Source organism: Pseudomonas paraversuta, from assembly GCF_904063065.1.
In the GTDB taxonomy this organism is placed as follows: domain Bacteria; phylum Pseudomonadota; class Gammaproteobacteria; order Pseudomonadales; family Pseudomonadaceae; genus Aquipseudomonas; species Aquipseudomonas paraversuta.
The window spans coordinates 338,955-352,732 of the sequence record NZ_CAJFCL010000006.1 but is presented as its reverse complement, the minus strand read 5'-3'; the positions used below and the strand labels follow the sequence as shown (position 1 = coordinate 352,732).

Here is a 13,778-nt window from a genome sequence, read left to right as displayed (position 1 = left end):
GCTTACTCAGCCAGTTTAAACGCTACCACGTAGTCACCTTGCTTGGTGCCCAGCGAGCCGTGGCCGCCAGCGACAACGAGCACATACTGGGTGCCGTCCTTACCGGTGTAGGTCATCGGTGTGGCTTGACCGCCAGCAGGCAGGCGACCTTCCCACAGCAGCTTGCCGTTGCTTACATCGTAAGCGCGCAAGTACTGGTCAAGGGTACCGCTGAGGAAGGCTACACCACCGGCAGTGGTGAAGGTCCCGCCCAGGCTTGGAACACCCATTGGCAGTGGCAGTGGAACCGGCGAGCTGTCACGCACGGTGCCGTTTTTGTGTTTCCAGATCAGCTGGTTGTTGGTCAGGTCGACTGCAGCCACATAACCCCAGGACGGAGCCTGGCAAGGCAAGCCCAGTGGCGACAGCAGCGGCTCGAGGATGACCCCGTACGGAGCGCCCTCGTTAGGTTGCACGCCTTCGGTTTCACTGACACGCGGACCCAGTGCAGCAATTTCTTCACGGGGGATCAGCTTGGAAGTGAACGCCATGTAGCTCGGGTTCAGGAAGGCGATCTGGCGAACCGGATCGACCGAGATGCCGCCCCAGTCAAACACGCCGAAGTTGCCTGGATACACGATGGAACCTTGCAGCGATGGCGGGGTGTACATGCCGTCATAACGCAGGGATTTGAAGTTGATCCGGCACAGCATCTGGTCGAACGGGGTAACGCCCCACATGTCGCGCTCGGTCAGATCCGGCGGGCTCAGGTTCAGGTCCGAGCGAGGCTGGGTTGGCGAGGTGTGGTCACCCTTGACCGCATCGCCAGGTGCTGGCACTTCATGGATCGGTACGATGTCTTCGCCAGTGCGACGGTCCAGCACATAGATGCTGCCTTGCTTGGTCGAAGCCAGCAGTGCCGGTTTCACGCCATCGGCTGTTTTCATGTCCATCAGGGTCGGTTGACCACCAACGTCCATGTCCCACAGGTCATGGTGAGTGAACTGACGGGTCCAGCGAACTTTACCGGTATTGATGTCCAGAGCAGTCACGCCTGCGCTGTACTTCTCGGAGTCCTCGGTACGGTCGCCGCCATATTGGTCAGGCATCTGGTTGCCCATCGGCAGGTAAAGCATGCCGAGGTTTTCGTCCACTGCGAACATCGACCACATGTTGGGCGAGTTGCGAGTGTAGGTTTTGCCTTCAGCAATCGGCGTGGTGTCGTCCGGGTTGCCGCTGTCCCAGTTCCATACCAGTTTGCCGGTACGTACGTCGTACGCGCGGATCACGCCGGATGGCTCGTTGGTGGACAGGTTATCGGTTACGTGACCACCAATCACAACCAGGTCTTTGGTCACGGCAGGTGGCGAGGTGGAGTAGTAGCCACCCGGAGTGAAGTCACCGATGTTGTGGCGCAGGTCAACCTGGCCATGGTCACCGAAGTCTTCGCACATTTTACCGGTGTCGGCATTGATGGCGATCAGACGGGTGTCGGCAGTCGGCACGAACAGACGACGCGGGCACGAGTTGCTCGCAGTAGCGGCCGCAGGCTCGGCAGGGCTTTGTTCAGTGCCGGCTTTGGCGTAGGCCGCTTCGTCGTGATAGCTCACGCCACGGCAAGTCATGTGCGCCCAACCTTTGAAGTTGGCCTCGTTCATGGTGCTGATCTTCGGATCGAAGCGCCAGATTTCCTTGCCGGTATCCGGGTCAAGGGCAATTACCTGGCTGTGTGGGGTACACACGTACAGCATGCCGTTGACTTTCAGCGGAGTGTTTTCGGCAGTGGTTTCGCCGGGATCGCCAGCGCCAGGAATGTCACCGGTGCGGTATGTCCAGGCTGGAACCAGCTTGTGGGCATTCTGCGGGGTGATTTCTTTCAGCGGCGAGTAGCGGTCACCATGGGCAGTACGCCCGTAGGACTGCCAGTCACCATCGGGCATGGCCGGAGCGGTGTTGGTCATGCCAGGTACGGCATCACGGTCCAGCTGGCCTTTGATTTCACCCGGGCTGGTGAACTGGCTGGCCAGTGCAGCGGCACCGGCAAGCACTACGGCAACGCCCAGCGCGCCGGTAGCAACCGGAGCTGGCTGACCGCGCAGCAGTGGACGACGAAACCATGGCAGCAGCAACACGATGCCGATGGCAAACCACAGCGCCAGACGCGGCACTAACTGCCACCAGTCCAGACCGACTTCCATCAGCGCCCAGACGGTGCTTGCAAACAGCACCAGCGCGTACAGACCCAGCGCCGCGCGGCGCCCGGCAATCAGCAGCGCGCCGGACAAGCCAAAGCCGATACCGGCCAGCAGGTAATAACTCGACCCGCCGAGCGTCAACAGCTTGATACCCCCGACCAACATGGCCAGGCCCATTAGCAGCAGCAAGATACCGAGTAGGCTTGGTAGCAAGCGGCCTCGACTGAAAGCACCATCAGTGCTCATAGTGTGGTTCTCCGTTACGTTAGAGGTGTTCCCGCGCAGGCTGCCTTTGAAGGACGATTCGAGGCGGGGATGATTCATCGAAATAGGTTCTTTGTTGCTCGTTTCAAACTCGGGACTTGCAGCTCGTTTCTCAGAACGAGCTTTGAATTTTCAAACCGCCGATCAGGGCGTCATCTACCTTGCTGACGCCGCCGGGGTGGCGGATGTACTGCAGGTTCGGTCGAACGGTCAGCCAATTGGTGACATGCACGCCGTAATAAAGCTCGGCGCTGTACTCGGTATCCTGGGGCGGCAGGTAGTCCGGGTTATCGAAATCGTAGAGGGCGCGGGCCTGATTGGTGGCCTGGGCATTTTTGCGGTAGGCCGGGTTGACATGCACCCTGGCCATGGCGAAACCGATGTCGTCTTTGGGGCGTGCATCGAACACGCCTTTGTAGATGAGACCTGCCTGAACATAGTTGTCCACGGCGTTGGTTTTCTTGTCGTGAGCGGTGGCATTGGCAAAAACACTCAACCCCCTTGACTGGTCGCTGGCGCGGGAAGTGAGCTGTTGTTGCACGCCCAGCCACATCCCGTTTTTGCTTGAACTGCTGCGATATGCTTGGCCGGTTAACGCGGCCGGTTGGCCATTTACATCTTTGTAAACATTTGTTGCCTTGGCATTACTGTAGTAGTAACCCGCCCGATATTCCCCTGGCAGGCCATTAATTTTTGGCGTCCACACCAGTTCGATCGGCAGCACCGCGCCTTGTGTACCGCTGCCGCTGAGCTTGAAGCCATTGCCGCGATCCAGGTTCGAAGGGTTCTGCTCATAGGCGCCGACCTGTGCATACAACTCGGGCGTCAGGTGGTATTTGACCCGCAGCGCCCACTGGCTGACGGGCCAGTTGTACCAGATGCTGCCGGCCCAGTTGCCGACCTGGGAGCCGCAGAAAGCCAGGTTCTGGAAGTCGCAGGGGAAGGTGTTGAAGTCTTCGCCTTGACCGAAACGACCGACCTTGATGTCGAGTTTCTGATCGAAAAATTTCTGCTGGTACCACATCTGCGTCAGGCGGGTGGTCTGGCCACGGCCCCAGACTTCCTGGGCCGAAGTGAAACCGCCCACACGCGGATCGTTGATCCGGTCATTACTGATGTTGTTACCGCTGCGTTGGGTAATGGTCAGCTGAAATTCAGCGTCGTTCCAGCCCAGAATCTTCTGCAAGTCCAGATGCGTGCCCAGGCCGAACTGATCGCTGTAGCGCGCAGTGCGGTCATGGTCATAGCCGCCATGCAGGTTCGAACCCACTTCGCCGACATAGTCCAGGGAGAACGCATAGCCCTGTTTTTCAAGCTCGCTTCGCGTGCCGCCCCAGTCGCCGAGCATCCATTTGGAGTCGCTGTCGAAAGCCGGGGCCGCCTGCACGCTGGAGGCAAGGCCCAAAACAGCCAGGGAACCGAGCAGGCTCAGGGCCTTTTGCCCGGCAATAGGGCGTCGTGCGCCGGGTTTGCGCAAAATCTGAAATGTAGACATGGTCGAGATGTAGGTCTTTATAAATACGGCTATGGCAGTGGGTAGCGCTGTCTTTGGAGGCAGGATTAGCACTTGGAGATTTGAAGGCAGAGTGAATCGATTCAGCCTTCGATGGGGAAATGATAAAGCCCCGAAACGTTTAGAAACAGCACTTTAAGTGACATGGATCATTTCTGATTCGGTAACAGTGTGCTGCGACCGTTCGTCCCAGAGGCTTTTTGCCTCATGTTTGAGGCGGATAGCGGTATATGCGGACCAGATTTTTATTGAGAAGCGTCGAAATAATAAGGCCCCGGGCGGGGCGCAAATGGATATTTAAGGGTGGGAGCTGGCTTGGGCACTGGTGACATGGATCATTTCTGATTCAGTAACAGTGCGCTGCAATCGTTCGTCCCAGAGGCTTTTTGCCTCATGTTTGAATGTGGGAGCTGGCTTGCCAGCGATGCAGGGAACCCTGTTTCCCTGCACAAGCGCGGTGCAGCCATCGCCGGCAAGCCGGCTCCCACAGGAGATTGGGCACCAAGGGCATGGATCATTTCTGATTTGGTAACAGTGCGCTTCGCCCGTTCGGCCCAGGGGCTTTTTGCCTCATGTTTGAGTGGTGGGAGCTGGCTTGCCAGCGATGCAGGCGACCCTGTTTCCCTGCACAAGCGCGGTGCAGCCATCGCCGGCAAGCCGGCTCCCACAGGAGATTGGGCATTGAGTGGCATGGATCATTTTCGGTATCAGTGCGCTTCGCCCGCTCGGTCCAAGGGCTTTTTGCCTCATGTTTGAATGGTGGGAGCTGGCTTGCCAGCGATGCAGGCGACGCTGTTTCCCTGCGCAAGCGCGGTGCAGCCATCGCCGGCAAGCCGGCTCCCACAGGAGATTGGGCATTAAGTGGCATGGGTCATTTTCGGTAACAGTGCGCTGCGCCCGCTCGGCCCAGGGGCTTTTTGCCTCATGTTTGAGTGGTGGGAGCAGGCTTGCCAGCGATGCAGGTGACCCTGTTTCACTGCACAAGCGCAGTAGAGCCATCGCCGGCAAGCCGGCTCCCACAGGAGATTGGGCATTAAGTGGCATGGGTCATTTTCGGTAACAGTGCGCTGCGCCCGCTCGGCCCAGGGGCTTTTTGCCTCATGTTTGAGTGGTGGGAGCTGGCTTGCCAGCGATGCAGGCGACCCTGTTTCCCTGCACAAGCGCAGTGCAGCCATCGCCGGCAAGCCGGCTCCCACAGGAGATTGGGCATTAAGTGGCATGGGTCATTTTCGGTAACAGTGCGCTGCGCCCGCTCGGCCCAGGGGCTTTTTGCCTCATGTTTGAGTGGTGGGAGCTGGCTTGCCAGCGATGCAGGTGACCCTGTTTCACTGCACAAGCGCAGTAGAGCCATCGCCGGCAAGCCGGCTCCCACAGGAGATTGGGCATTAAGTGGCATGGATCATTTTCGGTATCAGTACGCTGCGCCCGTTCGGCCCAGGGGCTTTTTGCCTCATGTTTGAATGGTGGGAGCTGGCTTGCCAGCGATGCAGGTGACCCTAGTACAGCCATCGCCGGCAAGCCGGCTCCCACAGGAGATTGGGCACCAAGGGCATGGATCATTTCTGATTTGGTAACAGTGCGCTGCGCCCGTTCGGCCCAGGGGCTTTTTGCCTCATGTTTGAATGGTGGGAGCTGGCTTGCCAGCGATGCAGGCGACCCTAGTACAGCCATCGCCGGCAGCCGGCTCCCACAAGATTGGGTACAGAGGCGAGAGCGCTAGAAGGTGGTACGCAGGCCGACCTCTATCCCTCGCCCCGGAGCAGGGGCAATATCACGCAAAATCGAGCTGGCATAACGCACTGTCTGGTTGGTCAGGTTGTCGCCTTTGACGAACGCCAGCCATTGGCTGCTGCCCACATCAAAGTGATAGCCGGCACTGGCGCCCAGGGTGGTGTAGCCGTCGGTACCGGACTCATTGGCCGGAACTCGCCCCTGATTGCTGGCATGTTCGACATCGATCCGTGCCTGCCAGCGATCCAGCTCCCACAGCAGGCCACTGCTCAGGCGCAGCGGGGCGATTCGTGGCAAGGCTTCACCGGTGTCGAGGTTGGTGGCGCGGGTGTAGTCACCCGACAGTTCAAGTGCGAACTTGCCGTAGGCACTTTCCCCAAGCGTCCAATGATCCTTGGCTTCGAAACCTGTGAAACGAGCCCGTACTCCGGAGTAGGTGTACTCCGGTATGCCGTCCGCATCGGGCTGACCTTCGTCGTTCAGGGTGCGACCTGTACCCAGCAGGCCGATGTAATTGGAGAAGTGGCTGTAAAACACGCCGAAGCTGCCTTTGTGGGTGCCGTTGTCAAAGCGCAGGGCCAGGTCGCTGGACACGGCTTTTTCTTTGGACAGACTGGCGTTGCCCACCTCATAGGTGCCGGTGGCAACGTGGGCACCGTTGGCGTAAAGCTCGTAGAAGGTCGGTGCGCGTTCGGTGTAGCCGAGGGTGGCGGCCAGCGACCAGATGGGGGTGAGGGTAAACACGGCGCCTGACGACAGGCTGGCGGCGGTGAAGCTTTTGGAACTGTCAGCGGCAGAAAAACGCTCGTTACCCTTGGCATCCGGGTCCACCACGGTATGTTCCAGGCGCCCGCCGAGGCTGAGTTTCAGCCTGTCAGTGGCCTGCAGTTCTTCGAGAATAAACAGCGCGCCGCTGTTGGTGTCGGTCTGCGGCACGAAAGCTTCCTCGCCCAGCGCCGAGAATTCGTTGCGATTGACCTGCGCGCCGATCACCCCGTTCAACGGCCCGAGCGGCAGGTGACGGGCTTCGACCCGGGCTTCGTAGCCCTTGTTCTTGAAGGTGGTACCCACTTCACCCCCTTCGATTTCGCGATGCTCGTAATCGGTGTACCCGGCATTCAGTTTCAGGGCGCTGAACGGCCCTTGCAGGTTGCGTATTTCCGAGGCGAAAGCGTAATGGTCCTGCTTCATGCGGATGCGTACGTCCTGCTCTGCAGGCGAGCCGTAATTGGCGTCGTAAGTGCTGTAGGACAACCCGGCGTAACCGTCATCCCAGGTGTAGGAACCGCCCAAGGCACCGCCATCCTGACGGCCGTTACTGTTACCCAGGCGCCCCCTTTTACTATCGTCGTCGTCACTTTGCGGGGCGTGCCGGCTGCGGGCCTCGCCCGGGATTTTCAGGTCATTGAACTCGCGGGCGTTGGCATCCAGGTGCAAGGCGAAAGTGCCATCGCCAGCTTCCAGTTTGCCTGCACTGCTGCGGGTGGTTGCGGCGCCGCCATAACGCAGTTCTCCCGCGCCATGAATTCCGTCGATGGCTTCAGTCGGGATGCGGTTGTCGAAGGTGTTGACCACGCCGCCGATGGCATTGCCGCCATAGAGCAGAGCCGCCGGGCCACGGACGATTTCGATCCGCTCAACATTGACCGGGTCCAGTGGCACCGCGTGGTCGTATGACAGCGACGAGGCATCCAGCGCGCCGACACCATTGCGCAGGATGCGGATCCGGTCGCCATCCAGTCCGCGAATGATTGGTCGGCTGGCGCCCGGGCCGAAGTAGGACGAAGACACGCCGGGCTGTTTGTTCAGGGTTTCCCCCAGGCTGCCTTGCTGTTGCAGGGTCAGGTCGTCGCCCTCCAGCACCGTGGTCGGCGAGGCCAGCTGGCTGCTGCCCAGAGGATTGCCGGTAATCACTTGGGGTTGCAGTTCGAGGGCATAGGCCGGGGAGGCGATGAGCAGTGCGGTGGCCAGCGGCGTCAGGCGCAGGCGTCGCAGGTTACGTGGGAAAGCAGGGGCGGACATTGCAGGTTCCTTGGCAAGGGGCAGGGGAGGACAGGGGGCGCTGAGCGCTCTTTGAGTGGCAAGCTATAGTTACAATATAACATTGCTTTAATGGTCGCCAATCGGAACTTTCATTTGGCCGTCAGGTCACCGCTAGACTGGCTGCATAGCGAATGCTCTTCCCCCTGAGCAGGTGCTCGGCTAAGGTGCGCCACTTTCCTCTATTGCTTAAAAGGCTCGGCATGACTGAACCCAACAACAACCCATTGCACGGCGTGACGCTGGAACAGATCCTCACTGCGCTGGTGGCGCATTACGAGTGGGAAGGGCTGGCCGAGCGCATTGATATTCGCTGCTTCAAGAGCGACCCGAGCATCAAGTCGAGTCTGACCTTCTTGCGTAAAACCCCCTGGGCGCGGGAAAAGGTCGAAAAGCTGTATGTGAAATACGCCCGTACCAAACGCGAACTTTGACAGACCCATGAACGCAACCGCGATGGGATTGAGCGAAGCCCGGCAGCGCATGCTATGCAGACTGGTGGCGATACTGGGATGGACCGGGCTGGCCATTCAGCTTGATCTGGTGCTGTTTGCGCGCTGGACATCGGGAGCGAGTCTGGTGGGGGGGCTGGTGGCCTACTTCAGCTTTTTCACCATCCTCAGCAACACCCTGGCCGCGACAGTGTTGACCTTTGCCGCTGGCACGCGAAATGCCACAGGCAAGGGGTTTTTCCTGCAGCCCTGGGTCAGCAGCGGCATTGCCGTGAGCATTATCGTGGTGGGTGTGGCGTATAGCCTGCTGCTGCGCCAGCTCTGGCAACCGCAGGGCCTGCAATGGCTGGCCAATGAAGTGCTGCACGACATAATGCCGGTGCTGTTCACGTTGTACTGGTGGTTCTGCGTACCCAAAGGGTCGCTGCGCCTGAGCCATATCGGGCTATGGGTTTTGTACCCTGCGCTGTATTTCGCCTACATCCTGTTGCGCGGCGACTTGCTGGGTACGTACCCGTATCCGTTTGTTGACGTTGAAACCCTTGGTTATGCACAGGTGTTCGTAAATGCCTGCGGGATTCTGGCGGGGTTTGTGCTGGTGGCGCTGGTTGTCGTGGGGCTGGATCGCTGGCGCGGCCGAACAACCCTGTTGTTGTAGGAGCGAGCTGATTGTGCCTGGAAGCGCTCGCTCCTGCAGGTCAGGCAGGGCTATTCTTCTGAACTGCTGTCCAGCCGCCAGTAACCTGCAGCCTTGACGAATTCTTCATCCAGCCCGTGGCTATCCAGCAACACTCTGCGCACTTTGCGCGACAACGCCGTTTCGGTAGCGACCCAGGCATAGAGCTTGCCTTGTGGAACGCTCAGTCCTTCGACGATCTCCAGCAAGTTGTTTGAGCTGTCGCGGTGAACCCAGATCACTTCCACTGAGGCTGCGCTGTTCAAAGTCTGCTCTTCAGCGGCGTTCTCCACCTCGACCACCACCAGGGCGCGACGATTGGCGGGCAGTTCTTCCAGGCGCCTGGCAATTGCTGGCAACGCGGTTTCGTCGCCGATCAGCAAGTAGCTGTCGAACATGTCCGGTACTACCATCGAGCCCCGCGGACCACCGATATACAACGATTGCCCCGGGCTGGCCTGAGCCGCCCAGGTGGCTGCCGGGCCGTCACCGTGCAAAACAAAATCGATGTCCAGCTCAAGTGTGTCCAGGTCATAGCGACGCGGGGTGTAGTCGCGCATCGGTGGCATGGTCTTGCTCTTCATGCCTGCACTCAATTCCAGATTTTCCAGGGTCGCCAGTTCCTCGGCGGTCTGCGGGAAAAACAGTTTGACGTGGTCGTCGCTGCCCAGGCTGATAAAGCCTGTGAGCTCAGGGCCACCCAGGGTGATGCGGCGCATGCGCGGGGTCAGGTCGACCACCCGCAGCACTTCAAGTTTACGACGTTTGATTTCGTGGGTGACCCGGTGAATGGTCTGGGTATCAGCGGTATTCATTGAGCATCCTCCTGTGCAGTAACAGGGCCGTCGACTATGGCTTTGGCAGTGTTGTTGAGCAAATCGCGGACCCGCACAATTTCTGCCGGGCTCCAGCGACCGTGATGCATTTGCAGGGCGTGGCGCAGGTTGTGCACCGCTTCGTGGATTTCTGCCGGACGATCATGGCCGCGCAGTGAGCGCTTGCTGACCTCGATGCGCATACGCACGCCATCCAGGGCAATGGCCTGATCCGTCAGGGACTGGCGACCCAGGTCGGTCACGCAATAGCGTTTTTTCCCGCCCTCAGCATCGCCCTGGATCATTTCGCTTTCTTCAAGGAAGGTCAGGGTCGGGTAGATCACACCGGGGCTGGGGCTATAGGCGCCGTCGAACATGGTTTCGATCTGGCGGATCAGGTCGTAGCCGTGGCAAGGCTGTTCAGCAATCAGGGCCAGCAGCAGCAATTTCAAATCGCCAGGTGCAAATACCCGTGGGCCGCGGCCACCGCGTTCGCGGCCTGAGCGTTTTTCGAAGCTGTCCGGGCCCGCGCCATGGTCGCGGTGATGGGGATGATGTTCTCTCATTTCTCTTAGTCCTCTCTGCAAGTTAGATACAACTTAAGATATATCTTAAGAAGAGCGCAAGTGCAGTAGACGAACGGTAATGATTCTCAACACTCGCGTCCCGGTGGCGAGCCGGCTACGAATTGATGATGAACTGCAGGAGCGAGCTTGCTCGCGAGCTTTGCGCGATCTTGCAGAAGAGCTCGCGAGCAAGCTCGCTCCTGCAGGAGAAGAGGAGGTCAGAGGGTTTGTGCGGGTTTCGGGATCTGGCACAGGGTGTGGGTGCCGGGTTGCAGGTAAGGCGTGAGAATGGGCGCCATGCCCTTGAGCACTTGCACCGGCAATGCCGAGGTGAACTTGAAGGCTTCGGCCGAGCGCCCGGGTACGAAGGCGGTCAAGGTGCCGAAATGATGATCGCCGATGTAAAACACGAAAGTGGCGGTGCGGTTGATTGATTTGGAACTGAGGATTCGTCCGCCAGCCCCCATGCTTTCGATCCGGTTGTCACCGGTACCGGTTTTGCCGCCCATGGCCAGCGGGGTGCCATTGTCCAGTTTGAAACTGCCCGATACGCGTCGCGCCGTACCTGCATCCACCACTTGGGACAGGGCATCGCGCAGTGCGCTGGCAACTTCGCTGGGCATCACCCGGACCCCTTTGTCGGGATCGTTTACCAGGCGGGTTTCGTACGGCGTATCTGCGGCGAAATGCAGGGTATCAATGCGCAACACCGGCAAACGGACGCCATCGTTAAGGATGATCCCCATCAGCTCCGAGAGCGCTGCCGGACGGTCACCGGAACTGCCCAGCGCTGTGGCGAGGGACGGTACCAGATGGTCGAACGGGTAGCCCACCTGTTGCCAGCGCTGGTGAATATCAAGGAAGGCTTCGATTTCCAGCATGGTGCGAATCCGGCTGTCCCGGGCGCTTCTGTGCTTGCTTTTAAACAGCCAGCTGTAGACTTCCTGACGCTCGAATTCACTGGCGGCTATTGCTTGCTGGAAGGTGGCCTGGGGATTGTTCAGCAGATAGCCCAGCAGCCACAGATCCAGTGGATGGACTTTGGCAATGTAGCCCTGGTCCGGCAGGTCGTAGGTGCCGGGGCCATAGCTTTGGTAAAGCTTGGCCAGACGTTCGTCGATGATCTTGTCGCTACTGAGGTGCGAACGTACGAACCTGTTGAACGTGGCCTGCTCAGCATGGGGGAACAGATAGCGGTGCACCGCGGACATGCGAATGGCGGTGGGGTGCATGCTGTCGAGAAAGGTCTCCAGGCGCGCCTTGGAATCCTTGCCTTTGTATTTTTTCCAGAACTTGAGCATGTAGGTCGTACCTTCGCGGTCGGCGAAGCGGCTCAGGTATTCCTGCCGGCGCGGGTTCTGGTCATCGCGAAGCAATTCGGCATTGTTGCTGGGTGCCTGGTAAGAGGTGTAGCGCACCACATCGCGCATAAGGCGCACGAACGGCAGGTTGATCGATTCCCGTATCGCGTCCCGCAGGGAGGGGCTGCGGTTGTTGTCCTGATTGCGGAAGTTGTGGAAGTGATGCATACCGCCCCCGGTAAAGAAACCTTCCCCGGGGTTGGCTGAATACTGCCGGTCCAGAGCCGCATCGAGCATTTTGGCGAGGCTGGCGCCGGGGTTCTGGATCATGTAGGCCAGGGCCCAGCGAGTCAGAGGGTCTTGATCGGTAATCTGGATTTTTTTCAGGTCGGCGCTCGACTGGCTGGCATAACGCTCATGCAGCTCGGAAATGATTTGCAGGTAGGTGGTCATGACCCGCAGTTTGGCGGTTGAACCCAGCTCCAGCTTGCTGCCTTCATTGATATCAAAGGGTTGGTCGGTGCTGTCGGTCTGCACCCGCGCGCGCGCGCCATCGGGGGTGAGTTCAAACAGAGTGAAGCTGTAACGCACTTGCGCGGTACTGGTTGGCGTCAGCAAGCTCGGGCCCAACAGACCCAGCTTGCCGGCAAACACGGGGTCAGCCAGTTTGCGCAGGTAGTCACTGGCCTGCTGCTGCAAATCACCCTGCAAGGTGCTGGTGGCTGACAGGTCAAGGCGATCGAGATCATAGAGCGGGCGCTTGAGCAGGACCGATAGCCGACTGCGGGCGAGGCTGATGCCCTTGTTGGTTTCGACGGGTTGAATCGTCGGCGCCTGTTGCCAGTCGCGGTAGCTCACGCGGCTGGCCAGGGCGGCGGTTGTCAGTGCGGGATCGATCACATTGCTCTGCGCAAGCAATCGTATGTGGCTGTCGGTCAGTTGCGCCAGTTCATCGCGGCCCTTGGTCAAATAATGTGACGGGCGACGCTGGGCAATCATCAGCGACAGCACCTCGCGCAGCGCCAGGCCTTTATCTGCCAGGCTTTTTGGGTCAGTAGCGGGGCTGCTCAACTGTTGATTGACCTGATTGAAGTCGGCGCCGTACCACACGCGCAGACCCTCAGCCATGCCATGCACTTCGCCGTGGCCGGGTACCGCGGAAAGCGGCACGCTGTTGAGGTAGTCGCGTACCACTTTCTGGCGTGCTTCCAGTGTTTGCGGACCACCCTGGTAAGCCCGCACGCTGGCTGAAATCATTTGCCGCAGCTTTTCGCCACCGGACAACGTCAAACCATCCGGAGAGTGGCGGTATTTTTCGAGTTGTGTGGCCAGGGTGCTGCCCCCTGCCGACTGGCCGGGCAAGTGCAACAGTTTGGCCACTTGAGAGTATGCCGCCATGGCGAAACGCGGCCAGTCGACCGCAGGGTTGGCCATTGGCAGTTTTGGGTCCAGCAGGTCGCGGTTTTCAATAAACAGCAGGCTGTGAACCATCAGCGGCGGAATACTCGCAAAGCTGGAGTACAGATGCTGCGGGTAATCGTACTGGTACAGGGGGCTGCCGGCACAGTCGGTGATAGACAGCCCGGCCTGGATTTTTTCGGCGTAGGGCACGAAAAATCCTTTCTCGCTGTAGCTGAGGAGCTCAGGGGAGAAGCGGGTTTGCTCAGCGATTATGTAGTCACGCTTTAACAGACGCGGCAGGAAATCACCCAGGGCGCTGTAGCCCAGGCGCTGGTCGAAAGGGCCTGTTCCGGGATAGCGGATCGAGTCTGTGGGGCCTGCATGCATCGAGTAGCTCAGGGACGCAGCAAAACGGCTGAACTCCCGGGCCTGGAGTTTTGAAGTGCGCACTTCGTTGGCAATGGCAAACCCGCAGACGATCAGTGTGATTAACACCAGGAGCCAGAATAAACCCCAGCCATAGCGCCCCGATTTGCCCTTTTCTGGTTGGGGCACAGGTTCCGCCATTGTCGTTGATGGCTCTGCGGTTTTATTGGAATTGGAATGCCACAGTACGCCCATAGTTTGCAGATCCAGATGCGCATATTGGCTGCGCTTGAATGAAGCGTAGACGCTGACGCAAGCAGGCGAAAAGATTTGTGCCGTGGAAGTGAACAGAATTTTGCGACCCTGGCCGTTACCCAAGTGTTAAGTGGTATTAGTCCTAAAGTGCAGGACTAGAGCCTTCAAGCAGCAAAACAGGTCTTGGAACGGGGCATGACTGTGCACCAGCCCTATGCAATACT

General features: G+C 59.2%; 8 protein-coding genes. 2 read left to right on the top strand and 6 right to left on the bottom strand.

Going from position 1 to position 13,778, the window contains the following annotated elements; all coding sequences use genetic code 11:
* Positions 1-2: 2 nt before the first annotated feature.
* The 3 genes from JQ845_RS14900 to JQ845_RS14890 form a co-directional block, all read right to left on the bottom strand.
* On the bottom strand, positions 3-2,420 hold the full coding sequence (locus JQ845_RS14900; protein ID WP_010655644.1) for a glucose/quinate/shikimate family membrane-bound PQQ-dependent dehydrogenase: 2,418 nt from the start codon (positions 2,418-2,420) through the stop codon (positions 3-5).
* Positions 2,421-2,550: 130 nt separating this feature from the next.
* Positions 2,551-3,933 (bottom strand): carbohydrate porin, encoded by a 1,383-nt coding sequence (locus JQ845_RS14895; RefSeq protein ID WP_236010214.1) that lies wholly within the window; start codon positions 3,931-3,933, stop codon positions 2,551-2,553.
* A gap of 1,734 nt (positions 3,934-5,667) precedes the next feature.
* Positions 5,668-7,704 (bottom strand): TonB-dependent receptor, encoded by a 2,037-nt coding sequence (locus tag JQ845_RS14890; RefSeq protein ID WP_203009189.1) that lies wholly within the window; start codon positions 7,702-7,704, stop codon positions 5,668-5,670.
* A gap of 221 nt (positions 7,705-7,925) precedes the next feature.
* Between JQ845_RS14890 and JQ845_RS14885 the strand changes: the two genes are divergently transcribed.
* Entirely contained in the window at positions 7,926-8,156 is a 231-nt protein-coding gene (locus tag JQ845_RS14885; RefSeq protein ID WP_003443274.1) for a VF530 family protein, read from the top strand.
* Between the two features lie 22 nt (positions 8,157-8,178).
* Positions 8,179-8,832, top strand: coding sequence for a Pr6Pr family membrane protein (locus JQ845_RS14880; RefSeq protein WP_127196203.1), 654 nt, complete (start codon positions 8,179-8,181; stop codon positions 8,830-8,832).
* Between the two features lie 50 nt (positions 8,833-8,882).
* On the opposite strand, the gene JQ845_RS14875 is transcribed toward JQ845_RS14880, so the two are convergent.
* From JQ845_RS14875 to JQ845_RS14865, 3 genes are all read right to left on the bottom strand, one after another.
* Positions 8,883-9,665, bottom strand: coding sequence for a siderophore-interacting protein (locus JQ845_RS14875; RefSeq protein WP_203009188.1), 783 nt, complete (start codon positions 9,663-9,665; stop codon positions 8,883-8,885).
* Positions 9,662-10,231, bottom strand: a complete 570-nt coding sequence (locus JQ845_RS14870) for a PadR family transcriptional regulator (RefSeq protein ID WP_003443267.1) — start codon at positions 10,229-10,231, stop codon at positions 9,662-9,664. The genes JQ845_RS14875 and JQ845_RS14870 overlap by 4 nt, the downstream gene beginning before the upstream one ends.
* A gap of 218 nt (positions 10,232-10,449) precedes the next feature.
* Positions 10,450-13,554: a transglycosylase domain-containing protein gene (locus JQ845_RS14865; protein ID WP_203009187.1), complete on the bottom strand. Its 3,105-nt coding sequence runs from the start codon at positions 13,552-13,554 to the stop codon at positions 10,450-10,452.
* Positions 13,555-13,778: the final 224 nt, after the last annotated feature.

Excerpts from the sequence above, each read along its gene's own strand:
- JQ845_RS14900 (WP_010655644.1), bottom strand. The coding sequence starts at position 2,420 with ATGAGCACTGATGGTGCTTTCAGTCGAGGCCGCTTGCTACCAAGCCTA.
- JQ845_RS14895 (WP_236010214.1), bottom strand. The coding sequence starts at position 3,933 with ATGTCTACATTTCAGATTTTGCGCAAACCCGGCGCACGACGCCCTATT.
- JQ845_RS14890 (WP_203009189.1), bottom strand. The coding sequence starts at position 7,704 with ATGTCCGCCCCTGCTTTCCCACGTAACCTGCGACGCCTGCGCCTGACG.
- JQ845_RS14885 (WP_003443274.1), top strand. The coding sequence starts at position 7,926 with ATGACTGAACCCAACAACAACCCATTGCACGGCGTGACGCTGGAACAG.
- JQ845_RS14880 (WP_127196203.1), top strand. The coding sequence starts at position 8,179 with ATGGGATTGAGCGAAGCCCGGCAGCGCATGCTATGCAGACTGGTGGCG.
- JQ845_RS14875 (WP_203009188.1), bottom strand. The coding sequence starts at position 9,665 with ATGAATACCGCTGATACCCAGACCATTCACCGGGTCACCCACGAAATC.
- JQ845_RS14870 (WP_003443267.1), bottom strand. The coding sequence starts at position 10,231 with ATGAGAGAACATCATCCCCATCACCGCGACCATGGCGCGGGCCCGGAC.
- JQ845_RS14865 (WP_203009187.1), bottom strand. The coding sequence starts at position 13,554 with ATGGGCGTACTGTGGCATTCCAATTCCAATAAAACCGCAGAGCCATCA.